Raw genomic sequence first — 21,301 nt, 5'->3', positions numbered from 1 at the left:
TGCAATACCCCTCAACGCTTGAAGTGTGGGGGGATGGTGGCATCGACGTTGACCCAGACCGAGTGCGCCTCGGTGTAGTCATGGATCGCCTCGAAGCCCATTTCACGGCCGTAGCCGGACTGACCCAGACCGCCAAATGGGCTGCCTGGGCTCACCCGCTTGTAGCAGTTGATCCAGCACATGCCTGCGTGGATCCGCGCCGCCATCCGATGGGCACGCTGCAGGTTCTGCGTCCACAAACCGCTACCCAGCCCATAAGGCGTGCCATTGGCGATGGCCAGGGCTTGCTCGTCGGTGGAAAAACGCAGCACGGTCACGAACGGCCCGAACACCTCTTCCTGGGCGACACGATGATGCGGCTGCGCCTCGACCACCGTCGGCTCGACATAGTAGCCGTCCTGCAACGCCGGGGCCGTTGGCGCACGCCCGCCGGTGAGAATCTTGCCACCTTCTTCTTCGGCCACGGCGACGTAGGACAGCACCCGGTCGCGGTGCAGTGCCGAGGTCAGTGGCCCCATCTCGGTATTGGCATCGAGCGGATCGCCCAGGCGAATCGACTTGGCCAGGGCAATGAACTTCTCCAGGAAGGCGTCCGCGATGCGTTCGTGCAGAATCAACCGCGAGCCGGCGATGCAGGCCTGGCCCTGGTTGTGGAAGATCGCCCAGGCCGCGCCGTTGACCGCGGCGTCGAGATTGGCATCGTCGAAGACGATATTGGCACCCTTCCCGCCCAGTTCCAGTTGCACGCGCTTCAGATTGCCCTGGGATGCCTCGACGATCCGCTTGCCGGTAGCGGTCGAACCGGTGAAGGCGATCTTGCCCACATCCGGGTGATCGGCCAGACGCTGGCCCGCAGTGTGGCCGTACCCCGGCACCACGTTGACCACACCATCCGGGAAGCCGACCTCCTTCATGAGCTCGGCAATCCGCAACGTCGACAACGGGGTGATCTCGGACGGCTTGATCACCACGGTGTTGCCGGCAGCCAGCGCAGGCCCCATTTTCCAGCTGGTGAACATCAGCGGGAAGTTCCACGGGACGATCTGCCCGACCACGCCGATCGGCTTGCGTTGCACATAGTTGAGAAAGCCCGCTTCCACCGGAATGACCGAACCCTCGATCTTGTCGGCGATGCCGCCGAAGTACCGGAAGCAGGCCGCCGTGCGTGGGACATCCAGGTTGCGCGTGTCACGAATGGGATGGCCTGTGTCGCGGGACTCCAGTTGCGCCAGCTCCTCGGCATTGGCTTCGATAGCGTCGGCCAGCTTGAGCAACAGACGGCCACGCTCAGCGGCGGACAATGCCGCCCAGGCTGGGAACGCACGTTGCGCGGCGGCGACCGCCAGGTCGACATCCTCGGCCTCGGCCGCCGCGATGCGGGTAATCAGCGTGCCATCGGCCGGGCACAGCACATCGATCTCGGCACCGTTGACCGCAGGAACGAAGCGACCATCGATGAACAGTAGGTTTTGCATGATCAACACTCTCCCTACACCGCCTCATAGGAGACGGCGTGGCTTGTAGAACAGGTCAGCTCGAAGGGCTCAGAAATCCACGGGGTACGGCTTGAGCTCACCGCTCGCGTAGCGCTGTGGCAGGTTCGGGGTAGCGTTCTCCCAGACCAGGAGCATCGAGCGCTTGGTCGAGTAGCCCTGGTGGCGGATATCGGCGGGCATCGCCGCGATATCACCGGCACGCATGGTCAGACGAGCGCGTGGAGTACCATCGTCTTTATCGCCCACATCCCAGATGATCTCGTCGGACAATTGCATGAACCATTCGACACGGTCGTTACCATGGAAAACCGGGAGGATGAACTCCTCGGTGGTCGGGCAGAACAGGCTGGCCTTGCAGACAGAGCTGACCGAAGGGTTCCAGGTCACGTCAGAACGCGACAGGTACTTGAACAGGTTGATCGCGTGCAGTTCGCCTTCGAAACCCTCGGCGACATGCACCTCTGGCTCGTCCTGGGCAACATCCTGGAAATGACGGTTGACCGGCAGGTCGTTGCGCAGCGGTGAATCGCCAGGCAGGCCCGGCATGCGCTTGGTCGCGATGCGAAAGCGCTCGATGGCTTCAGGGTTGTGACCGTGTTTGCGGCCAAAGGCAGTCCCGGTCTCGTCTGGCGCGGCGAACGGATCGAAGTTCTCGTTCGTCCAGTCGTGCAGAATCGCCTTGAAGGTCGCCATGATCTTCGGCGTCTCGAACTGCTCGACGTAGTCGACACCTGCATCGCGCAGGACGCCATTGAAGGTACCGGCATACATATCGACTTTGCCGTAATGGTTCTGGGTACCGATGACCGAGTCGAAGTTCACCCAGCCGTAGAAGAATCCCCAGGCGACATCGCGCATCATCGCGCGCAGGAAGGCGTCCGCCGGGATGAGGTGCGATCGGGTCTGCCCTTTGGCCGGCCACTCGATGCGAGCGAAGTATTCATCGCGCGAGAGCGTGAACGCTCCCAGTCGGAAAGTACGGTAGCCAGTCACGTTATCGGGAGCGCTGGCGTCCACCTCATCGATCGGAGCCAGGTTCGGTTCGAGGGTCTCAAGCATAGCCATGTTCGGGTCTCCTTGTTCTTGTCAGTCCGGATGGGTTACTTCAGGCAGATCTCGGCCCATTTCTCTACCGAGAGAGGGCCCTGGATGGTCTGCTGAATCAACACGCCAGGACGCGAGCTTTCGAAGCGGTAGGCACAACCGGCCGGCAACAGGGCCTGATGGCCGCGACGTAGGAGGACGTAGCCCATGGGGCGGCCCTTCGGCAAGTCGCCTGCAAGCCGGGTACCTTCCTCGCCTTCGCTCAATGGCTGGTCGAGCTTGAGAAAGTCGATGCGCACCTCCCCGTCCATGCAAATGGCGAATTCGTCATGGGCACAGGTGAACCAGGGCGAACGACCTTCGGCGCGCAGCACCTCGATGACATAGCCAAGGTTCAGGCCGACGATGACCTTTTCATAGGGCTGGGATTTTTCAGCGACTTCGAACACGTTGGAGAATGCGTAATGGCGAGCATCGCCCTTGACCAGCTCGATGGAGCCCTTGCGGTAATTCGCCAGGGACCCGAAGACAGTTTGGTAGGTAGCACTCATGCCGGTTTACCTTTGTTGTTGTAATCGTTGAGTCCAAGGTAAATCCCGAGGGGATGTTCAACAATCCCACATCCACCGACCTCAGTGTTTGCGAAAATCGAACAATCCCGGTGCCCGTAACAGGCTTGCCCGCCCCGTCATCCCACGTGCGAACCCGCCGTCAGCGTATCCAGCCTCTCTCCAGCAAAGGCTTGTCCCAGGCGGGTTCGTCGCCAATGCGCTCGAAGAGGAAGTCGATCAGGCTGCGGACCTTCAAGGCATTGCGCTGGGTGGCCGGGAATACGGCGGAAAAGTTGAACGATGCCAGCGAGTAGTCGGTGAGCAGCGGCACCATGCGCCCACTGAGTAGATCGTCACTGACGATCAACGTCGGCAGGCAGACCAGGCCCTTACCGGTCAGCGCATAGTCGCGGAGCAAGTGCACCGAGTTCGAACGGACCTGGCCCTGCATGCTCAGCTCGATGAGCCCCCCGGCATGGTGAAACTGCCAGCGGTTGCGGGTGGGGTACCCCTCGTACAAGGCGATCCGATGCTCGAGCAGGTCTTGCGGCCGCTCAGGGATACCGTGGGCCTGAAGGTACTCAGGGGTCGCCATGAACAGGCGACGCACGCTGAAGAGCTTGCGTTCGATCAGGGTCTCGGCCTGGGCGGGGAACATCTGGAAAGCGATGTCGAAGCCCTCTTCGATCGGGTCGACGACGCGGTCGTTGACGATGACATCGACTTCGATGTCTGGATAGCGCTCGGTGAACTCGGCCAGCAAGGTGCCAAAGCGATTGATGGCAAAACCGGGCAACATTTGCACCCTGAGCTTGCCGACCGGCTTGGCCCGTTGATCGCGCATCTGTTCGGTCAGGGTATTGAACCCCGCCACCATGTCAGCGCACTCTCGATAGAACGAGGCGCCAACCTCCGACAATCTGACGTGCCGGGTACTGCGATGAAACAGCGGCGTATTGATGAACGCTTCCAGTTGCTGGATACGGTGGGTGACCACGGATCGAGTAACACCGAGCTGCTGTGCGGCGCGAGCGAAGTTCCCGGTTTCGGCGACCCGGACGAACGCCTCGATGCTTAACAGGCGATCCATAGCGGCTCCCTATTCTTGTAGTTATTGATAACACCGCCCCGACAGAACGTGGAGCATGTTCCCGAGGCCAGGCGCGTATAGGCTGTACCGAGGGCTGTTCAGCACAGGCTAGGCGAGTTGGGCGGACTTGATTGGCGTTTTCCTAGCTGAGGGCTAACTGAAGAGAGCGGCCCAAAGTGCCCTAGCCAAAAAATAGTACATCAAGACTTGAACAGGCCCCTTCGCAACCAGGCCCTCAAGGCTTGATGCGCTTCAACTCCTCCAGCAAACCCAGCAACTGTTGCATTTTTTCCTCTCCGAACTGCTCCTGGATGCGCTGATAGTTGCGTTCCATGCCTTCGCTCATGGATACGAAACACTGCTGCCCTTTCTCCGTCAGGGTCACCAGCAGCCGGCGCTGGTCCTGCGATGACTTCCAACGCCGCACGAGGCCTTCGCGCTCCAGCCTGGCCAGCACACCCGTCATGCTCGGTTTGAGGATGCACGCCTGGTGCGCCAGTTGATGACTTTCCAGTTCGCCCTGCAACCGCAGGATGCGAATCACCCGCCATTGCTGTTCGGTCAGGTCGTGCTCGTTGAGCAAGGGGCGAAAGAACGCCATCGCCGCCTCGCGGGCTTGCAACAGGGTCAGGGTCAGGGACGGTCTGGGGTCGGCCATTGACTTCACACGTAAAAGGGAAAGCCCGCAGATTAGAGTCGTCGGCAGGGGTACGCAAGTATCCAACGGGCCGAACACACCATTAATTTATTAATAAAAAAACGAAATCGCACTGAGGGCTTCGCGCACGAGCGGCTCTTTCATTGGGAATTCACAAAAAAATCTTCACAAAAATTAAGATAATATGTTAACAATTTAACAACGAGGCGAACCTCATCGACACCTACAAGAACAAAAAAGGAATCACTCATGCCCCCCTACTGCCTGCGCGCAGCAGCAACGAACGGCTTGTGCATCATGCTTGCCCCGTTGAGCGCCCATGCCGATTTCGTCCGCGACAGCAAAGCCAGCCTGGAGCTGCGCAACGTCTACATCAATCGCGACTACCACCAGGCCAATGCCCCACAAAACCTGTCCGAGGAATGGGCCCAGGGTTTTGTCCTGCGTATGGCGTCTGGCTACACCGAGGGGCTGATTGGCGTGGGGGTCGACGCCTTGGGCAAACTCGGCGTCAAGCTCGACGCCAGCCGCGATCGGCGGGGTACTGGCCTGCTGCCCTATGGCACCAGCCAGGAGCCGGTGGATGACTACAGCAACCTGGGGCTGACCGCAAAACTGCGCGTGTCCAGGACCGTGCTGAAGGTCGGCACCTTGCAACCCCTGCTGCCCGTGGTCAGCTACAACGATGGCCGCCTGCTGCCTTCGACCTATTCCGGCGCCCTGCTCACCTCGCACGACATCGAAGGCCTTATCCTGAACGCAGGCCGGTTGAAAGAAGAGAACCTGCGCGACGCCTCCAGCAACGACCCTATCGGCTATGCCGGCGTCGAGAGCGACCACCTGGATCTTGCCGGTGGCACCTATGCGGTCAGCCCACAGTTGGCCGCCACCTATTACGTCGCGCAGATGGCGGACATCTACCGCCAGCACTTCGTTGGCCTGGTGCATGACCTGCCGCTGGGCGAAGGCATGAACTTGCGCAGCGACCTGCGTTACTTCGACACCCAAGAGCAAGGCGACAAGGCCCTGCGCGCGCCCACCCGCGTGGACGGCGGCAAGATCGACAATCGCTTTTTCAACGGCATGCTGACCCTGACCGTGGGTGCGCAGAAATTCGCCGTCGGCTACCAGAACCTGTCAGGCGACGGCGACTTCCCGTTTCCCGGTCGCGATCCCTACTCGATCAACCTGGTGACCGCCAGCGTGTTCAACAAGGCCGAAACCGACGCCTGGCAGGTGCGCTACGACTACAACTTCGCAGCCATGGGCATCCCCGGCCTTACGTTCATGACCCGTTATGTCGATGGCCGCCACGTCAACACGGCAACCGTGAAACACGGCCGCGAATGGGAGCGCGACACCGACCTGGTCTACACCGTGCAAAGCGGGCCGCTGAAGAACGTCAACCTGCGGCTGCGCAATTCGAGTTTCCGCTCCAGCAGCGGCCTGACCAACGACTTCGACGAAAGCCGCGTGATCATCGGCTACAGCCTGGCACTGTGGTAAATGGCTTGACGATAGTTAATATATTAACCATAACGCGACCGGCTCGGCCGCACGCCCCACCCCACTTGTTTCCAACAATAAGAGAACCCACTCATGGCATTCACCCTACGCTCCGCCCTGTCCACCCTGCCCCGCGCCGTGGCGCTGGCCACCGCCTTGTCGTTCGCCAGCGGTGCAGCCCTGGCAGCGCCCCAGCCAGACGCCCAGCCCCCCAAGGTGCGCCTGATTCTGCTGGGCACCAAGGGCGGGCCGTCGATGCTCGCCACCGAGAAGCTGCCGCAATCCACCGCGCTGGTCGTGGATGACGATGTCTACCTGCTCGATGCCGGTTACGGCGCCAGTCTGCGGCTGGTCCAGGCCAAGCTTCCACTGGCCAAGCTCAAGGGCGTGTTCATCACCCACCTGCACAGCGACCACATCGTCGACTACCCGGCGGTGTTGATGAACAGCTGGGCCAGCGGCCTGAAAACCCCGGTCGCTGTCTATGGGCCGCCGGGCACCACCGAGATGACCCGCCATGTGTGGGAGACCTTCGCCATCGACATCGGCCTGCGCATCAAGGACGAGGGCAAGCCCGACCCACGCCCACTGGTCACCGCCCACGACATCGACCAGGGCGTGGTCTTCCAGGACGACCGCCTGAAAGTCAGCGCCTTGCGCGTGCCGCACCCACCGTTCGCCGATGGCGAGGCCTTCGCCTACAAGTTCGAGGTGGGCGGCAAGACCATCGTGCTGTCGGGTGACTTGAACTACTTCCCGCCCCTGGCCGATTTCTCACGCAATGCCGATGTGCTGATCAATGAAGTGGTGCATGTCCAGGCGGTCGATCGCCTGGCTGCGCGCATCGGCAATGGCAAGACCTTGGCCAAGGCGATCATCAGCCACCACGTCACCGCCGAGGACGTTGGTCGCGTCGCCGCCGCAGCCAAGGTGAAAACCCTGGTCCTGAGCCACTTCGTGCCGGCTGACGACCCGAGCATCACCGATGCCGACTGGCGCGCCGCCGTGGGCACGACCTTCAAGGGACCGATCATCGTCGGCCATGACGGCATGGAAATCCCGTTGAGCGACTGACCGCCAAGCCCCGGCCGCCGCAACGGCGTGCCGGGTGCTTTCTTGTTGCCGGGGTAGCGGCTGAAGCTGGCCGAGCGTGCAGGGTCAAGGGCTTGCTTACATGCCTGCGCCAGGTTGAATTGCAGCATTTGCTGGATGGCCTCGGTACGACCGGACCATCTCTAGGTGGGGGCAAAAGTTTTGCACAGCAAAAAGGGCGACCCTCTCGGATCGCCCTTCTCGTGCCCGGAAACCGGGACTTTTGTTTGGTAGGCACAATTGGACTCGAACCAACGACCCCCACCATGTCAAGGTGGTGCTCTAACCAACTGAGCTATGTGCCTGTCGTGTGGCGCGCATATTAAGGGGGATTCAAAAGGCTGTAAAGCGTTTTTTTCAAAAAAATCAAAAACTTTGCGCAGGTCCTTGCAGCCCATCGCCGGCAAGCCGGCTCCCACAGGTTGGTGCACCCCTGAAGTTCAGCGCCATCCCTGTAGATGCTGCTTCAGGCAGCATCCTCGACCTGCAGGCGCCCTACCCGGTCCGACCGCCCGGGCAACTGCCCAGGCCAATGGCCGACATGACTCGTCGAAGTTCTTGTCCACCGTCCACTGCGGCGACTTGAACTGGTACTCGCGCACCGAGCCTTCGTTGAACAGCGCGTAGCCGGCCATGTGCTCCAGGGCCTTGTCCTTGGCGATGTGGCGGCCGCCGCTCTTGAGTACCACGGCCATCTCGCCTTCGTAGTCCAGGGTGTCGGAGATACGTGGGCGGATCAGCGGCTTGTTGTGCACCGTCAGGCTGCTGTTGAAGCGCGGGAACAGGGTCGGGTAGTCCGGCTGGGCGTAGGGCGATTCCTTGGTGTGGTCGGCGTAGTTCAGACCGACGCAGATGATCTTGCCCGGCTTGCTCATCAGCGGCAGATAGTCCTGCTCGCCGAGCTCGACCAGCGGCCCCTGGGCCTGGGCACCGTAGGTCGCCAGGTCGACGCCGCGCTCGAGCAGCGACTCCAGCGTCTGTTCCCCAAGAACCTTGACACCCTCGGTGGTGCGAACGCCCAGCACGGGGCGTGCCTTGGAGAGTGAAGCGAACGTAGCGCATGGGAAGACCTCTTGTTGTGGTTCGTAACCCTGCGGAGGAAATCCGCGACATCACCCGCACCCGCCTGCTCATCGAATGCCAGGCCTTGGCCGAATCGATCCGCAATGGCGATCTGGAATGGGAAAGCCAGCTGATCGCCGCCCATCACCGGCTCGATCGCCTGCCCATCGTCGAAGGCTCGGAGCGGCTCATGAAGCCGGAATGGGAAAACGCCCACGAAGTCTTCCACCAGGCGCTGATCGCCAATTGCCGCTCCCCCTGACTGTTGCGCCTGCTGCGCGACCAGACCGCACGCGACCGGCTGCTCTCGCTGCACTACACCGACGGCGCCATGCGCGATGTGCCCGGCGAGCACTGGGCCATCCTCGAAGCTGCGCTGGCGCGAGATGCCAACAAGGCCTGCGTGCTCGCCCATGAGGCGCTCAAGCGCTGAACCCCGCCGTAGTCGAGCCTGGGGCCGCTTCGCGCCTCGTCGCCGGCAAGCCGACCCACAAAAGAATCGTAACGCGTTGATTTAGCTGGGACCTGTGGGGAAGCAGGCTCCAGCTAAATCAATAGGCTCACTCGTAACCTGTCGCCTCAGGCGGCGCTCGCCGTTGCCAGGTCAAGCGAACGCGTTTCCGGGGCCATCTTCCAGGTAAAGAACAGGCCCACCATGGAGATGCCGAAGGCCACGATCATGGTATTGGCGATACCGATCGAAGACAGGGACATCGGTACCAGGTAGGTACCAATCGCCGCACCGATACGCGACAGGGAGGTCGCGAGGCCGACGGCCGAACCCCGTACTTCAGTAGGGAAAAGCTCGTTTGGATAAACGTACTGGAGTACCTGCGCACCACCGATGAACAGCGCGTAGCTGCCAAACAGTGCGAGGGTCAACAGGCCGGCGGCGTCTGGATACAGGCCAAGCAACAGCAGCGCCAGGCCGGACCACAGGAAACTGTGGATGAGCATGTTGCGCCGGCCCAATGGGTTGATCAGCTTCACACCGAGCAGGCAGCCAAGGACGAAGATGATGGTGATGGCGACAGCCCCCCAGGCTGCCAAATCACCGGTCAGCCCCATGGCCGAGAGGATCTTCGGTGCAAAGGCATAAATGGCGAACTGCGGAATGATCGAGCAGGTCCAGAAGATGCTGACGAAGAAGATGCGCTTGCCATAGTGGGAATGGAACAGCGACCAGACCGATACCCGGCGCTCGGCCACAGGCTCGGGCAGGTCGGCGATCGAGAAGGCGTCGCCATAGACTTTCTTGATCACCTGATCCGCTTCGGCAGTACGGCCTTTGCTCAGCAGCCAACGGGCGGACTCCGGCGTGCCGGCACGCATGATCAGGAACAGCACCGCCGGCACCACCGCGCTGGCCAATGCCCAGCGCCAGGCTTCAGGGCCCATGCTGCGCAAGATGAGCTCGCCAGCCACATAGGCGACCGCCGCCCCGACGAACCACATCATCACCAGGCTGGCGAGGATGGAGCCGCGCTGTTTCCTGGGCAGGAACTCAGCCAGCAGCGAGGTGGCCAGGGGATGGTCGGCGCCAATCGCGATACCCAGCAACAGGCGCAGCGTGATCAGTGCGGCCGCGGAGGTGACCCAGAACTGCCCGAGTGAGAACACCGCAAGCGCGACCAACACGAGTACGTAAAGCGTTTTCCTGCCGAGTTTGTCGGTGAACAGGCCGCCGACGAAGCCGCCGAAGAACATGCCGATGAGCGATGCCGCCGCGACCATGCCTTCTTCGAAGACGGTGAGCTGCAGCGATTGGCTGAGCTGGACAAGTACTACGCCAATGATGCTGAGGATATAACCGTCCAGGAACGGAGCACCTGAGGAATAAACGGCCAGTTTCTTGTGGAAACTGTTAAGGGGGGCATCTTCTAATGAAATCTTATGATTATTGGTCATGTCTTGCTGCCTCGGTTTCTTCTCGCTGCTGAACTACACTTCACGCATGACACATGGCGTCGTACGCTAGTGAATAATGTTGTTATTGTTAGAGACTGCCGTATCGTGCCGCTCACCTTCGTGAGGGCCTCAAACTAATTACCCGGCCGAAGCCAGGCACTCCCTGGCCGCCAGCCAAACAATCTGGAAGTGCCTTGATTATTCCTTTCACCACAACGTTCAATCATGTGTACCCGTTGACTTGAAGTTCACCGGGCACTTCGCCACATGACAGCTTCAGATTAAGCTCGCATGAATATAAGAAATAGAAGGATTACCTCAAAGAATGCGAGATCTCGGTCATCACCTTGAGCGGGTAATCCTGGGGCTGCTTTGCAGCCCCGGGGGCTGACTCAAGCCAACTGGTAGGTGGTCTTCACTCGGGTGAAGAACTGTCGGGCATGGGTGCCCTGCTCGCGCGAGCCCAGGCTCGAGGCGCCGTTGCCGCCGAACGGCACGTGATAATCCACCCCCGCCGTCGGCAGGTTGACCATCACCATCCCCGCCGAGCTGTTGCGCTTGAAGTGCTCGGCATGGCGCAGCGAGGTGGTGACGATGCCGGCGGACAAGCCAAAGGCCGTGTCCTCGGCGGCCGCGAACGCCTCGTCGTAGTCACGCACCTTGAGCACGCTCACTACCGGCCCGAAGATCTCCTCGCGGTAGATGCGCATGTCCGGCGTGACCTCGGTGAACAGCGCCGGCGTGAAGAAGTAGGCACCCGCCTCGTTCTCCACCCGCTCGCCACCGCATACCCGCTTCGCGCCTTGCTCCACGCCGCTGGCCACGTACGACAGGTTCTGCTCCAGCTGGCGGCCGTCGACCACCGGGCCGATGTCGGTACTGGCCTGCAAGGCGTCGCCAACCGTCAGCGCCCGGGTGCGCTCGGCCAGGCGGGCGACGAAGGCATCATGGATGCCCTCGGTGACGATCACCCGTGAACTGGCAGTGCAGCGCTGGCCGGTGCTGTAGAACGAGCCGTTGAGCGCAACCTCCACCGCCTGCTCCAGGTCGGCATCGTCGAGCACCACCAGCGGGTTCTTGCCGCCCATCTCCAGTTGCACCTTCTTCATGCCTTCAGCCGCCAACCTGGCGATCTGCCGCCCGGTGTGCTCGGAACCGGTGAAGCTGATGCCATCGACCTGTGGCGAGCGGATGATCGTGTCGCCCACACTACGGCCGGGGCCGACCAGCATGTTGAAGACGCCGGCCGGCAACCCGGCGCGACTGATGATCTCGGCCAGCGCCCAGGCCGAGGACGGCACCAGCTCCGCCGGTTTGAACACCACACTGTTGCCGAAGCACAGGGCCGGGGCGATCTTCCATGCCGGGATGGCGATGGGAAAGTTCCACGGCGCGATGATGCCCACCACGCCCAGGGGCTGGGTGAACACGTCGATACCCACGTCCTGGCGCACCGACTGGTATTTCTCGCCTTCGGCACGCAGGGCTTCCTGGGCGTAGAACTTGAACGAACGGCCGGCGCGGTCCACCTCGCCCAGCGCTTCGCGGACGACCTTGCCTTCCTCGCGGGCCAGCAGGGTCGCCAGTTCTTCACGGCGGGCGAGGATCTCGCTGCCGATGAAGTCCAGCGCGTCTGCGCGCTGCTGCGGGTTGCTGCGCGCCCAGACGGGCTGGGCACGGCGGGCGGCGGCGATGGCCTGTTCGGTCAGGGCCTGATCGGCGCGCACGAAGCGCTCGATGACCTCGGCCGGGTTGGAGGGGTTGCGGTTTTCCAGCAGGTCGCTGGCCGCGTCGAAACCGACGAAGGCGCCGTCGACATAACTGCTCTTGATCACGATGCTCATGCGCGCTGGATCCTTTTTTCCGGGGCCTGACTGGCGACGAAGCGGCTGATGTTGTCCACGGCGCTGTCCATCAACTGCTGCATGGCGTCTTCGCTGCTCCAGGCGATGTGTGGGTTGAGGATGAAATCGTCGCGATCGATCAGCTGGAACAGCGGGTTGCTCGGGTGCAGCGGCTCATGCTCCACCACATCCAGCGCCACGCCCCCCAGGCGATCGTTGTGCAGCGCATCGATCAGCGCCGCCTCGTTGACGATGCCGCCACGGCCGGTGTTGATCACCAGGGCGTCGGGCTTCATCAGGGCCAATCGACCTGCGTCGATCAGGTCGTGGGTTTGCGGGGTCAGTGGGCAGTTGATCGACAGCACGTCACAGCTACGCAGCAGCGCGGCGAGCGGACGGCAATCCGGGCCGCTGCGCTTGCCACCGCGGTCTTCGAAGAACACCTCCATGCCGAACGCACGGGCCAGTTCGGCCAGGCGCAGGGCGATCGGGCCGCTGCCGATGATCGCCAGTTGCTTGCCGCGCACATCGCGGATGCGGTGGTCGAAGTAGATGTTCTTGTGCTGCGCCTGGCCGGCGTGCACTTGGCGCATCAGCCGGGTGAAGGCTGCCGGGCGGCGGAACAGCTCGAGGATCATCGCCATGCTGTGCTCGGCCACGGTGTTGGCGGCGTAGCCAGGCACGCTGGCCACCTCGATACCATGGGCCTCGCAATAGTCGACGTCGACGATGTCGCGGCCGGTCAGGGCCAGCGAGATCATCTTGAGCTTGGGCAACTGACGCAGGTGCTCCTTACGCAGCGGTACGCTGCAGGTCAGGGCGATGGTGGCGTCCTTGAGGTGCTCGAGCACCTGGTCCGGATGGGTATAGGCGAACTGCTGCCAGGTGTGCGCGCAGTCAGGCCGCTTGAGACGGGTCGAGGATGCCAGGCCCTCGTCGTCGAGGAAGACGATATGTTCGCTCACGATCTTGTCCTTATTTTTTCTGGGCGGGGACGTAGCCGGCCGGCGCCATGGCCACCAGTTGGCGGGTGACGAAGCCGGCGTCCTGGTCGTGGTCCTCCAGCGACTCCTTGCGCACCAGGGCGTCACGCACCATGTGCGCGCCGAAGAAGCGAAATGGCTCGGGCGGCAGCAGCTTCATCTTCTGGTTGACCAGGCCGCAGTTGGCCCACGCGTCGTTGGCATGCTCGACCAGCGACTTGATGATGCGACTGGCGAACACCGTGGTGGCCACGCCATTACCGGAGAAACCGATGCCGTAGGCGATGTTCTGGTGACGGTCGAGGTAGCCGAAGTTCGGCAAACCCTTCATGGCGCGGTCGATCGGGCCGGTCCAGCTGCTGACCACCGGCACGTCCGCCAGTTGCGGGTACAACCGACGCAGTTCGGCGGCGACCTTGTCGGCGGCCGGCGAAGGCTTCTCGTAGAGGTTGCCGATGCGCCCGGCGAAGGCGAACTGGCCCAGCGGCTTGCCGAACACCACGCGGCCATCCGGCGTGTTGCGCCAGTAGTTGAGCACGGTGCGCGAGTCGGTCATGCACTCGCCGCCGCTCAAGCCGATGGCGTCGAGCTTGGCCTTGACCGGCGCCGTGGCCACCATGTCGCTGGACATGATCGCGATCATCCGGCGCAGCTCCGGGAACGCTGCGCCCCAGGCGTTCATCGCCAGCACCACGCGGTCGGCCTTCACATGGCCCTTGGCCGTGTGCACCACAGGCTTGGGGCCGCGCGCCAGGTGGGTGAGCGGGGACTTCTCGAAGATCTTCACGCCAAGCTTGAGCGCGACGCGGCGCAGGCCGCGAGCGAGCATGGCCGGCTGCACGGTGGCGGCGTTGGGATCATAGATGCCGCCGAGCACCAGCGGCGAGCCGACGCGGCCCTGGATGGTGTGGCGCGCCATCTCCTGGAACGGGTTGACGCCCAGGTTCTGCAGGCCGTCGGTGAGCACGCGCCAGGAATTCAACTGGCGCTGGTTGGTGGCGGTCCACAGCCAGCCGTCCTTGCGGTACTGGGCATCGATACCGTGCTCCTGGCAGAAGCTGCCGATCTCGTCGATGGCCGACTCGGCCGCCTCGCAGATGCGCCGTGCCTCGACGTCTCCGCAGATGGTGCGCAGCGACAGGTACTTGCCCCACCAGTTGGTGGCGATGCCGCCGTTGCGCCCGCTGGCACCGGAACCGCAGCGGTCGCGCTCGACGATGACGATGGTCTTCCCGGGATGCGCCTGCTTGAGGCGGATGGCCGACCACAGGCCAAGGAAACCACCGCCGACGATGCAGACATCGGCTTGAATCGAGTCCTGCAGCGCAGGGGCCAGGTCGCTGTCCAGGTCGAGTGCCTGGGCATACCAGAATCCACGGTACATAGTGAGGGTGCCTCTGAACAGGTTGTCTTGTCGCGACATGATGCTCAGCCGGCACAGGGCACCGATATTACAGTCATGACAATTGATAGAACGGCCACGCCTTTTGTCATGGATTTGCTATTTCCGGCGATTGATAGGACGTGAAGGACGTACAGCTGCGCGCCCTGGCGTCACACGAGCTGTCTCAGACGTTATAGGGCAGCAGGTGCCAGGGGTGAGAAAGTGCCGCTACAGGCCAATGCCGCTTAACTGACGGGCATTGCGCCACAGACAGTCTGTTCGATACCCATAAGCTGGAGATCCCGATGGCCTTCAAAAGAACCATTCATGCTGTCGATACGCACGCCGGCGAGCCGATGCACGTCATCACCGGTGGCGTTCCACATATCCCGGGCAAGACGGTTCACGAAAAGATGCAATGGTTGCGCGAAAACGACGATCAGTTGCGCAAGCTGATGCTGCGCGAACCCCGCGGCTACCCTCCCCTGTGCTGCAACCTCATCGTGCCCCCGAGCCATCCCGACGCCGATGCCGGCTATATCATCATGGAACAGGTCGAATACCCAGTGATGTCCGGTGGCAATACCATCTCGGTGGTCACCGTACTGCTGGAAATGGGCATGCTGCCCATGAAGGAACCCGTCACCGAGTTGATCCTCGAAGCGCCGGCCGGGCTGATCGGCATCAAGGCGCAATGCCGCGACGGCAAGGTCAAGAGTGTCACGTTCAAGAACGTGCCGGCCTTCGCCGCACACCTGGATGCCAAGATCCAGGTGCCCCACCTGGGCGAAGTGACGGTCGATGTGGGCTGGGGCGGCATGTTCTATGCGATCGCCGACGTGCGCCAGTTCCCGGGCCTGGAGCTCAAGCCCGAGCATGGCGGCGAGATCGCGCGCGTCAGCGCCATGATCCGCCAGGCCGCTGCCGAGCAATTGCCGGTCGCGCATCCCGACTACCCTGGCATCGGCATCACCATTTCCCAGCTGTCCGGCCCCACCGACAGCCCGGACGCCGACTGGAAGAACGCCGTCACCGTCGCCTCCGGTGAGCTGGATTGGGACAACCCTTCCACCTGGACCGGTGCACTGGACCGCTGCCCATGCGGCACCGGTACCTGCGCGAAGATGGCGGTCCTGCACGCCAAGGGCGAGCTACCGCTGAACCAGGACTTCCGCCACCAGGGTGTGCTGGGCAACGTGTTCACCGGCCGCCTGGTCGAGGAAACCCGTATCGGCGACTACAAGGCCGTGGTGCCGACCATTACCGGTACCAGCTGGATCTATGGCCTGAATACCTATGTGCTGGACCATGACGATCCGTTCACCGAAGGCTTTGTCGTGAGCGACATCTGGGCGTGAGCGGTCTCCATTCGGGGCTGCTTTGCAGCCCCAGTATCACAAAGGCGGCGCCACTCAAGCCACCGCCTGCGCCCCGGTAATCTCCACCAACGAACCACACATGAACGCCGCTTCATCCGACGCGAGGAACGCCACCAGCGCCGCGACCTCCTCGGGCTTGCCGATCCGGCCGAAGGGCACCAGCTTGTCCAGGTCGGCGATGGTCCTTCCCGAGCGCCGCACGCCAGCCTCGAGCATCGGCGTATGGATCTCGCCAGGGCATACCGCGTTGACCCGAACGTTCTGCGGCGCATAGTCACGCGCCAGGTTCTGGGTGAACGAGGCCACGGCAGCCTTGGTCACGTTGTAGGCGATGTGCCCGGGCGCAGGATGCAGCCCCCACTGGGAGGCCGTATTGACGATAGCGCCGGCCCCCGCCTCGATCATGATCGGCAATACCGCCCGACACAGGTGGAACATCGAGTCCAAGTTGACCGCGAAACTGGTATGCCAGTCATCTTCCGTCAGCGCCAGGAGGTTGCCGCGGCGGTTGATCCCGGCGTTGTTGACCAGCACATCGATCCCCCCCAATTGCCTGACAACCGTCTCCACCAGCGCCCGGCAGGCCTCACCCTGGGCGATATCCGCCGCCACGGCGATCGCCTTGCCGCCGTTGCCTTGAATGGCCTCGGCGACGCCCTGGGCCGCCTCCAGATTGACGTCGCTGACCACCACCGTCGCCCCTTCGGCCGCCAACCGACCGGCGATCGCCGAGCCGATCCCCCCGGCACCACCGGTCACGATCGCCACCTTGTTTTCGAACCTGTTCATCGTCGACTCCTCGATTTATCGGATATAGCTGCCGCCGTTCACATCCAGGGTCGCGCCATTGAGCGAAACCTGGGACGGACGCAAGGTGAAGGCCACCAACTCGGCGATCTCTTCGGGGCTGGCCATGCTCCCCACGGGAATGTCGGCAGTCGCCGCGGCCTCGCCGAACTGGGCGACGAAGCGCTCGGCCATATCGGTACGGACCCAACCGGGCGCGATGGCCACGGCGACCACACCCTCGCCCGCCACGCTGCGCGCCAGTGACTTGGTCAGGTTGATCAGCGCAGCCTTGCTGGCGCCATAGGGCAAGGCGTCGGCCGCGTAGCCACGCTGGGCGGCACGGCTGGCCATGTTGACGATGCGGCCACCGCCATGGATGCGAAAATGCTCGACCGCCTCACGGCACAGGTCGGCCGCCGCGAAGAAGTTCACCTGGAACTCGCGGCGCCAGGCGGCACGCCATTCGGATGACGGCGCGTGCAAGGGAATCTCCGTGCGAATACCCGCGTTGTTGACCAGGCCATGAAGGCGTCCGCCGGCCAGGGCCATCGCTGCCTGCCACAATCGTTCGGGACCATCGTCCTGGGACAGGTCGCCCTGGACGATAAAGCCCTGGCCACCAATCCGCTCGAGCAAGGCTTGCGCGCCCTGCGCGTCGCGACTGTAGTGGATCACCGGTCGGGCACCTTCAGCCGCCAGGCGCTCGACAATCGCCGCACCGATACCGCCGGAGCCACCCGTGACGAGCAATGTCTGGCCAGCCAATGGGCGTGTGGAATCGTTCATCCGTGCTCACCTTCTCTTGATAAAGATGCAAAGGTGCCGCCTCCCTCGCGCGCGAAGACGGCATTCCCGGTTAACGACGAAGGGTTACTTCGCGGCGTTGGCCTGCACCGAGGCCTTGTCCACGAGCTTGTCGATGTCGCCACTGTCGCGGCGCTGCTTGAGGTAGATGTTCAGCACGTCCATGTCAGCCGGGGAAATGTCCCGGCGCACGCCGAACGCGACGCCTTGCTTGGCCAGCGCCGGCTTGGGCAGGATCTCGCGCGCCCAATCGGCGTTGGCCAATGCGAACAGGTGGTTGGTGTCGCTGGCGTCCACCAGTACATCGGCGCGCTTGGACATCACCGCCAGACGGGTCTCGTCCATGCCTGGCAGACGCATGATCTTCGCGTTCCGGATCACCGAGGAGATCGCCTTGTCCTGGGCGGTGCCGGACATGACGGCGAAGGTCACGTCGGGTTTGTCGAGGGCGCCGATATTGTCCTCGATGTCCGTGAACTTGGGGTTGTTCTTGTTCACCAGCAACGACACTTGATAGTCCGTGGCGGGGGTGGTGAATGCCACGGCCAGCGCGCGCTCGGGAGTCTGGTTGAGGGCCATGGCCAAGTCCCACTTGCCGCTCTGCAAGCCGGCGACAAGGTTGTCCCAGCTCGTGTCGACGAAATCGACCTTGACCTTCAGCACCTTCTCGCCGAAGTCCCTGCACAGGTCGACGAAGTAGCCGCTGTAGTCACCCGAACGCGCATCGCGCATGACATAGGGCGCGGCTACCGCAGCGCCACAACGCAGGACACCGGCTTTCTGCACATTCTGCCAAACCGAGGTTTCAGCAGCCTGGGCCATGGATTGGCCAAGTATGGCGCCGCAAAGGCTGGCACCCAGGAAAAGCGGCTTGAGGGAACGGAGCATTTTTGACCTCACTGTTAATCATTGTTGTAGGCAGGAAGGTAAGCGCTGGGTAGTGCACGCCATATTGTGTGCATGGCTGCATACAGATTATGAAGCACACCGGATGCTGTCAACAGGCTTTTTCGAATGGTTGGAATCGGCCTCTCTCGCTCCCCTCGTTTCTTTCCTCGCGCCCTCGGGCCTTCCTTTTGTCCTGGATGGACGGCGCGCCAAGGCAAGCGAATAAATTTTTCCCCACGTGTGTTGACAGTACACTCAAGGCGGCCATAGTCTGAATACAACATTGCACACAACAAGAAGCTCAGCAAAGCACTCATCAACTGTTGATCGACTCTTCTGCCTACAAGAACAAGCTATCGGAGAGAATCAAAATGGCTCAGACCGCTTCCCACAGCGCCTGCGCAGGTGCTGCCAGCCCTTCGCTCCAAACGCCATGGCGGTGGCAAGCGCCCACCCGGGCTGCTAGGCATTTCTGCAAACGCCCCCATGCACCACTGGCCAGGCCCGGCAAGACCGTCGGCCTGACCGACACAGCGCGCACCGCAACCAACGCCGCAGGCAACAGCCTCCCGTAACCCTGAGCCGAGGTGCCGCCCAGTGCGCCCTCGTGGAGACAATCGCGATGAACATCCCTCGTTTGGTGGCAGCCCAGCCACAGGTTTCGCTCGGCCCGGATTCGCCCCAGGGCGGCGACTTCATCCAGTTACGCGACGTGCGCAAGGCCTATAGCGAGCAACTGGTGGTGATGGACCAGATGAACTTGGACATGCGTGCCGACGACCGCCTGGTGATCATCGGGCCATCGGGCAGCGGCAAGAGTTCGCTGCTGCGGGTGCTGATGGGGCTCGAGGGCATCCAGGGCGGCACGATCCATTTCCAGGGCAAGCCCTATATCGATGGCAGCCGCAAGCTGGGCAAGCCGCTGGATGAAACCCTGCACAAGCAGATCGGCATGGTGTTCCAGCACTACACCCTGTTCCCGCACCTGTCGGTGCTGGGCAACCTGATCCTGGCGCCGGTCAAGGTCCATGGCCTGGGCAAGGCCCAAGCCACCGAGAAAGCGCGCGCCTACCTCGCCCGCCTGGGCCTGGAAAACAAGCTGCACGCTTACCCAAGCCAGCTCTCCGGCGGGCAGAAGCAGCGCGTGGCGATCGCCCGTGCGCTGATGCTCGAACCCCGCCTGATGTTGTTCGACGAGGTCACCTCGGCGCTCGACCCGGAAATGGTCATCGAAGTGCAGAACGTGATGATGCAACTGGCCGAGCAGAAGATGGCGATGATCATCGTCACCCACGACATGCACTTCGCCCGCCACATCGCCACCCGCGTGGTGTTCTGCGCCAACGGCAAGGTGGTCGAGCAAGGCCATCCCGAGCAGATCTTCACCCAGCCACGGGAAGCACGCACGCGTGAGTTCCTCGAAAAGGTCGTGCAGTTCGATTGAGGACGCCGTGATGAACTACCAATTCGACTTCCACTTCCTCAACGGCAGCCTGCCTGCGCTGCTGGATGGGCTGAAGGTCACCCTGCAACTGGCATTGGTTTCCAACCTCATCGGCCTGACCCTGGGCTTCGTGCTGTGCCTGATGACCCTGAGCCGCTGGTTCTTCATTCGCTGGCCAGCGCAGTTGTTCATCGAGTTCTTCCGCTGCACACCGGCGTTGTTGCAGATCGTCTGGTTCTTCTACTGCGTGCCGATGCTGTTCGACGTGTTCATCGACCCGATAGCCATGGGCTTCCTGGCCCTGGGCCTGAACCTCACCGCGTTCAACGCCGAAGCCTATCGGGCCGGCGTGCAGGCGGTGCCGCGTGAACACCTGGATGCCTCGATCGCTCTGGGCCTCAAAAGCTGGCAACGCACGCTGTACGTGATCCTCCCGCAGTCGCTGCGCAGCGCCCTGCCGGTGCTGATCACCAACGGCATCGGCACCCTGCAACAGAGCGCACTGGTGGCCATCGTTGCCGTCGCCGACCTGATGTACGTGGGCAAAAGCCTCGCGACCGAAGCCTACCGCCCGCTGGAAACCTACACCCTGATCGCCCTCATCTACTTCGCCCTGTCGCTACCGATCGCGCAGCTGGTGCAGTGGTTCGAACGGCGCCAGGAACTGGCCGGCCAGCGCTGAGGAGATAGCCATGCCACTCGATTTCTCGGTTGTCCTGAACTACTGGCCGGTGCTGCTCAAAGGCCTGGGCCTGACCCTGGCATTCACTGGTGCCTGCGCCGTGCTCGGCAGCCTGTTCGGCTTCGTGGTCAGCCTGCTGCGGCAGCTGAAGCTGAAGCTGGTGCGCCTGCCGCTGACGCTGTACGTGGAGTTCTTCCGTGGCACGCCGCTGCTGATCCAGCTGTTCTGGGTGTTCTTCTGCTTCCCGGTGATATTCGGCCTGGACATCCCGCCCTACGTCTCGGTGCTGATCGCCCTGACCCTGTACATGGGGGCGATCACCAGCGAAACGTTCCGCGGTGCGCTCAAGTCGATCGCCAGCGAACAACACGACGCCTGCACGGCCCTGGGCCTCACCTCCCGCGTCAAGGTGCTCTACGTGGTGTTCCCCCAGGCCTTGCTGCGCGCTGTGCCACCACTGCTGTCGAACGTGGTCAGCCTGTTCAAGGAAAGCGCGCTGATCTCCTCGGTCGGGGTGGCCGACCTGATGTTCGTCGGCCAGAACATTTCCAACAGCACCGCCCGCCCGGTCGAGTTCCTGTCGGCTGTCGCAGTCATTTACTTCCTCGTGGCCTTCCCGCTGACCCGCCTGGTCGGTGTGGTCGAAGGGCGCCTGCTGCGCCGCTACGCCTACTGATTCCCAACAAGGAGACTTCAC

21 protein-coding genes and 1 tRNA gene are annotated in these 21,301 nt (G+C 62.6%); 8 read left to right on the top strand and 14 right to left on the bottom strand.

What is annotated here, in order from left to right:
• Window positions 1-11 precede the first annotated feature (11 nt).
• From WCE05_RS11160 to hpaR, 5 genes are all read right to left on the bottom strand, one after another.
• Complete coding sequence (locus WCE05_RS11160; RefSeq protein ID WP_368815920.1) at window positions 12-1,475, bottom strand: aldehyde dehydrogenase family protein; 1,464 nt, start codon at window positions 1,473-1,475, stop codon at window positions 12-14.
• A 69-nt stretch (window positions 1,476-1,544) separates the two neighbouring features.
• Complete coding sequence (locus WCE05_RS11155; RefSeq protein WP_368815919.1) at window positions 1,545-2,561, bottom strand: hydroxyquinol 1,2-dioxygenase; 1,017 nt, start codon at window positions 2,559-2,561, stop codon at window positions 1,545-1,547.
• Window positions 2,562-2,596: 35 nt separating this feature from the next.
• On the bottom strand, window positions 2,597-3,091 hold the full coding sequence (locus tag WCE05_RS11150) for a hydroxyquinol 1,2-dioxygenase (RefSeq protein ID WP_368815918.1): 495 nt from the start codon (window positions 3,089-3,091) through the stop codon (window positions 2,597-2,599).
• A gap of 160 nt (window positions 3,092-3,251) precedes the next feature.
• Entirely contained in the window at window positions 3,252-4,181 is a 930-nt protein-coding gene (locus tag WCE05_RS11145) for a LysR family transcriptional regulator (protein WP_368815917.1), read from the bottom strand.
• A gap of 235 nt (window positions 4,182-4,416) precedes the next feature.
• Window positions 4,417-4,839: a homoprotocatechuate degradation operon regulator HpaR gene (gene hpaR / locus WCE05_RS11140; RefSeq protein ID WP_225790669.1), complete on the bottom strand. Its 423-nt coding sequence runs from the start codon at window positions 4,837-4,839 to the stop codon at window positions 4,417-4,419.
• Between the two features lie 297 nt (window positions 4,840-5,136).
• Between hpaR and WCE05_RS11135 the strand changes: the two genes are divergently transcribed.
• On the top strand, window positions 5,137-6,345 hold the full coding sequence (locus WCE05_RS11135; RefSeq protein WP_225790668.1) for an OprD family porin: 1,209 nt from the start codon (window positions 5,137-5,139) through the stop codon (window positions 6,343-6,345).
• 93 nt (window positions 6,346-6,438) lie between these two features.
• On the top strand, window positions 6,439-7,419 hold the full coding sequence (locus tag WCE05_RS11130; RefSeq protein WP_368815916.1) for an MBL fold metallo-hydrolase: 981 nt from the start codon (window positions 6,439-6,441) through the stop codon (window positions 7,417-7,419).
• A gap of 246 nt (window positions 7,420-7,665) precedes the next feature.
• Here the strand turns inward: WCE05_RS11130 and WCE05_RS11125 are convergent.
• Together WCE05_RS11125 and WCE05_RS11120 are read right to left on the bottom strand one after the other, a co-directional pair.
• Window positions 7,666-7,742: transfer RNA gene (locus tag WCE05_RS11125), tRNA-Val, on the bottom strand.
• Window positions 7,743-7,877: 135 nt separating this feature from the next.
• A complete protein-coding gene (locus WCE05_RS11120) occupies window positions 7,878-8,462 on the bottom strand; it encodes a fumarylacetoacetate hydrolase family protein (RefSeq protein WP_368815915.1) in 585 nt (194 codons plus the stop codon).
• 53 nt (window positions 8,463-8,515) lie between these two features.
• On the opposite strand from WCE05_RS11120, the gene WCE05_RS11115 reads away from it, so the two are divergent.
• Together WCE05_RS11115 and WCE05_RS11110 are read left to right on the top strand one after the other, a co-directional pair.
• Complete coding sequence (locus WCE05_RS11115; protein ID WP_225790665.1) at window positions 8,516-8,761, top strand: FCD domain-containing protein; 246 nt, start codon at window positions 8,516-8,518, stop codon at window positions 8,759-8,761.
• Between the two features lie 3 nt (window positions 8,762-8,764).
• Window positions 8,765-8,932: a hypothetical protein gene (locus tag WCE05_RS11110; protein WP_225790664.1), complete on the top strand. Its 168-nt coding sequence runs from the start codon at window positions 8,765-8,767 to the stop codon at window positions 8,930-8,932.
• A gap of 146 nt (window positions 8,933-9,078) precedes the next feature.
• Here the strand turns inward: WCE05_RS11110 and WCE05_RS11105 are convergent, their stop codons facing one another.
• The 4 genes from WCE05_RS11105 to WCE05_RS11090 form a co-directional block, all read right to left on the bottom strand.
• Window positions 9,079-10,407 carry an MFS transporter gene (locus WCE05_RS11105; protein WP_225790663.1) on the bottom strand — a complete coding sequence of 443 codons (1,329 nt, stop codon included), beginning with the start codon at window positions 10,405-10,407 and terminating at the stop codon, window positions 9,079-9,081.
• A gap of 392 nt (window positions 10,408-10,799) precedes the next feature.
• Window positions 10,800-12,251 (bottom strand): aldehyde dehydrogenase family protein, encoded by a 1,452-nt coding sequence (locus tag WCE05_RS11100; RefSeq protein ID WP_253081199.1) that lies wholly within the window; start codon window positions 12,249-12,251, stop codon window positions 10,800-10,802.
• Window positions 12,248-13,216, bottom strand: a complete 969-nt coding sequence (locus tag WCE05_RS11095) for an NAD(P)-dependent oxidoreductase (RefSeq protein WP_253081198.1) — start codon at window positions 13,214-13,216, stop codon at window positions 12,248-12,250. The genes WCE05_RS11100 and WCE05_RS11095 overlap by 4 nt, the downstream gene beginning before the upstream one ends.
• A 10-nt stretch (window positions 13,217-13,226) precedes the next feature.
• Complete coding sequence (locus WCE05_RS11090; RefSeq protein WP_225790660.1) at window positions 13,227-14,618, bottom strand: FAD-binding oxidoreductase; 1,392 nt, start codon at window positions 14,616-14,618, stop codon at window positions 13,227-13,229.
• A gap of 305 nt (window positions 14,619-14,923) precedes the next feature.
• On the opposite strand from WCE05_RS11090, the gene WCE05_RS11085 reads away from it, so the two are divergent.
• The gene (locus WCE05_RS11085) at window positions 14,924-15,976 is read left to right on the top strand and encodes a proline racemase family protein (RefSeq protein WP_368815914.1); all 1,053 of its coding nucleotides are present in this window, start codon (window positions 14,924-14,926) and stop codon (window positions 15,974-15,976) included.
• A 54-nt stretch (window positions 15,977-16,030) separates the two neighbouring features.
• Here WCE05_RS11085 and WCE05_RS11080 read toward each other — a convergent pair whose 3' ends face one another.
• The 3 genes from WCE05_RS11080 to WCE05_RS11070 all read right to left on the bottom strand — a co-directional run bounded on the left by WCE05_RS11080 (window position 16,031) and on the right by WCE05_RS11070 (window position 18,478).
• Window positions 16,031-16,786 carry an SDR family NAD(P)-dependent oxidoreductase gene (locus WCE05_RS11080; RefSeq protein WP_225790658.1) on the bottom strand — a complete coding sequence of 252 codons (756 nt, stop codon included), beginning with the start codon at window positions 16,784-16,786 and terminating at the stop codon, window positions 16,031-16,033.
• A 15-nt stretch (window positions 16,787-16,801) separates the two neighbouring features.
• Window positions 16,802-17,572, bottom strand: a complete 771-nt coding sequence (locus WCE05_RS11075; protein WP_253081197.1) for an SDR family NAD(P)-dependent oxidoreductase — start codon at window positions 17,570-17,572, stop codon at window positions 16,802-16,804.
• Between the two features lie 84 nt (window positions 17,573-17,656).
• Complete coding sequence (locus WCE05_RS11070; protein ID WP_368815913.1) at window positions 17,657-18,478, bottom strand: transporter substrate-binding domain-containing protein; 822 nt, start codon at window positions 18,476-18,478, stop codon at window positions 17,657-17,659.
• A gap of 622 nt (window positions 18,479-19,100) precedes the next feature.
• Here WCE05_RS11070 and WCE05_RS11065 point away from each other — a divergent pair.
• The 3 genes from WCE05_RS11065 to WCE05_RS11055 are packed head-to-tail and all read left to right on the top strand — an operon-like array spanning window position 19,101 to window position 21,280.
• Entirely contained in the window at window positions 19,101-19,922 is an 822-nt protein-coding gene (locus tag WCE05_RS11065; RefSeq protein WP_225790655.1) for an amino acid ABC transporter ATP-binding protein, read from the top strand.
• Between the two features lie 10 nt (window positions 19,923-19,932).
• A complete protein-coding gene (locus WCE05_RS11060) occupies window positions 19,933-20,604 on the top strand; it encodes an amino acid ABC transporter permease (protein WP_225790654.1) in 672 nt (223 codons plus the stop codon).
• Window positions 20,605-20,614: 10 nt separating this feature from the next.
• Window positions 20,615-21,280, top strand: a complete 666-nt coding sequence (locus WCE05_RS11055) for an amino acid ABC transporter permease (RefSeq protein ID WP_225790653.1) — start codon at window positions 20,615-20,617, stop codon at window positions 21,278-21,280.
• Window positions 21,281-21,301 lie beyond the last annotated feature (21 nt).

Origin of the sequence: Pseudomonas sp. I2 (assembly GCF_040984075.1) — a bacterium.
In the GTDB taxonomy this organism is placed as follows: Bacteria; Pseudomonadota; Gammaproteobacteria; order Pseudomonadales; family Pseudomonadaceae; genus Aquipseudomonas; species Aquipseudomonas guariconensis_B.
The sequence above is the reverse complement of the archived record's forward strand: the minus strand, read 5'-3'. Positions and strand labels throughout refer to the sequence as shown.

What these genes read in the sequence shown, in the direction of transcription:
- WCE05_RS11160 (WP_368815920.1), bottom strand. Translation starts at nt 1,475, where the DNA reads ATGCAAAACCTACTGTTCATCGATGGTCGCTTCGTTCCTGCGGTCAAC.
- WCE05_RS11155 (WP_368815919.1), bottom strand. Translation starts at nt 2,561, where the DNA reads ATGGCTATGCTTGAGACCCTCGAACCGAACCTGGCTCCGATCGATGAG.
- WCE05_RS11150 (WP_368815918.1), bottom strand. Translation starts at nt 3,091, where the DNA reads ATGAGTGCTACCTACCAAACTGTCTTCGGGTCCCTGGCGAATTACCGC.
- WCE05_RS11145 (WP_368815917.1), bottom strand. Translation starts at nt 4,181, where the DNA reads ATGGATCGCCTGTTAAGCATCGAGGCGTTCGTCCGGGTCGCCGAAACC.
- hpaR (WP_225790669.1), bottom strand. Translation starts at nt 4,839, where the DNA reads ATGGCCGACCCCAGACCGTCCCTGACCCTGACCCTGTTGCAAGCCCGC.
- WCE05_RS11135 (WP_225790668.1), top strand. Translation starts at nt 5,137, where the DNA reads ATGCTTGCCCCGTTGAGCGCCCATGCCGATTTCGTCCGCGACAGCAAA.
- WCE05_RS11130 (WP_368815916.1), top strand. Translation starts at nt 6,439, where the DNA reads ATGGCATTCACCCTACGCTCCGCCCTGTCCACCCTGCCCCGCGCCGTG.
- WCE05_RS11105 (WP_225790663.1), bottom strand. Translation starts at nt 10,407, where the DNA reads ATGACCAATAATCATAAGATTTCATTAGAAGATGCCCCCCTTAACAGT.
- WCE05_RS11100 (WP_253081199.1), bottom strand. Translation starts at nt 12,251, where the DNA reads ATGAGCATCGTGATCAAGAGCAGTTATGTCGACGGCGCCTTCGTCGGT.
- WCE05_RS11090 (WP_225790660.1), bottom strand. Translation starts at nt 14,618, where the DNA reads ATGTACCGTGGATTCTGGTATGCCCAGGCACTCGACCTGGACAGCGAC.
- WCE05_RS11085 (WP_368815914.1), top strand. Translation starts at nt 14,924, where the DNA reads ATGGCCTTCAAAAGAACCATTCATGCTGTCGATACGCACGCCGGCGAG.
- WCE05_RS11080 (WP_225790658.1), bottom strand. Translation starts at nt 16,786, where the DNA reads ATGAACAGGTTCGAAAACAAGGTGGCGATCGTGACCGGTGGTGCCGGG.
- WCE05_RS11075 (WP_253081197.1), bottom strand. Translation starts at nt 17,572, where the DNA reads ATGAACGATTCCACACGCCCATTGGCTGGCCAGACATTGCTCGTCACG.
- WCE05_RS11070 (WP_368815913.1), bottom strand. Translation starts at nt 18,478, where the DNA reads ATGCTCCGTTCCCTCAAGCCGCTTTTCCTGGGTGCCAGCCTTTGCGGC.
- WCE05_RS11065 (WP_225790655.1), top strand. Translation starts at nt 19,101, where the DNA reads ATGAACATCCCTCGTTTGGTGGCAGCCCAGCCACAGGTTTCGCTCGGC.
- WCE05_RS11060 (WP_225790654.1), top strand. Translation starts at nt 19,933, where the DNA reads ATGAACTACCAATTCGACTTCCACTTCCTCAACGGCAGCCTGCCTGCG.
- WCE05_RS11055 (WP_225790653.1), top strand. Translation starts at nt 20,615, where the DNA reads ATGCCACTCGATTTCTCGGTTGTCCTGAACTACTGGCCGGTGCTGCTC.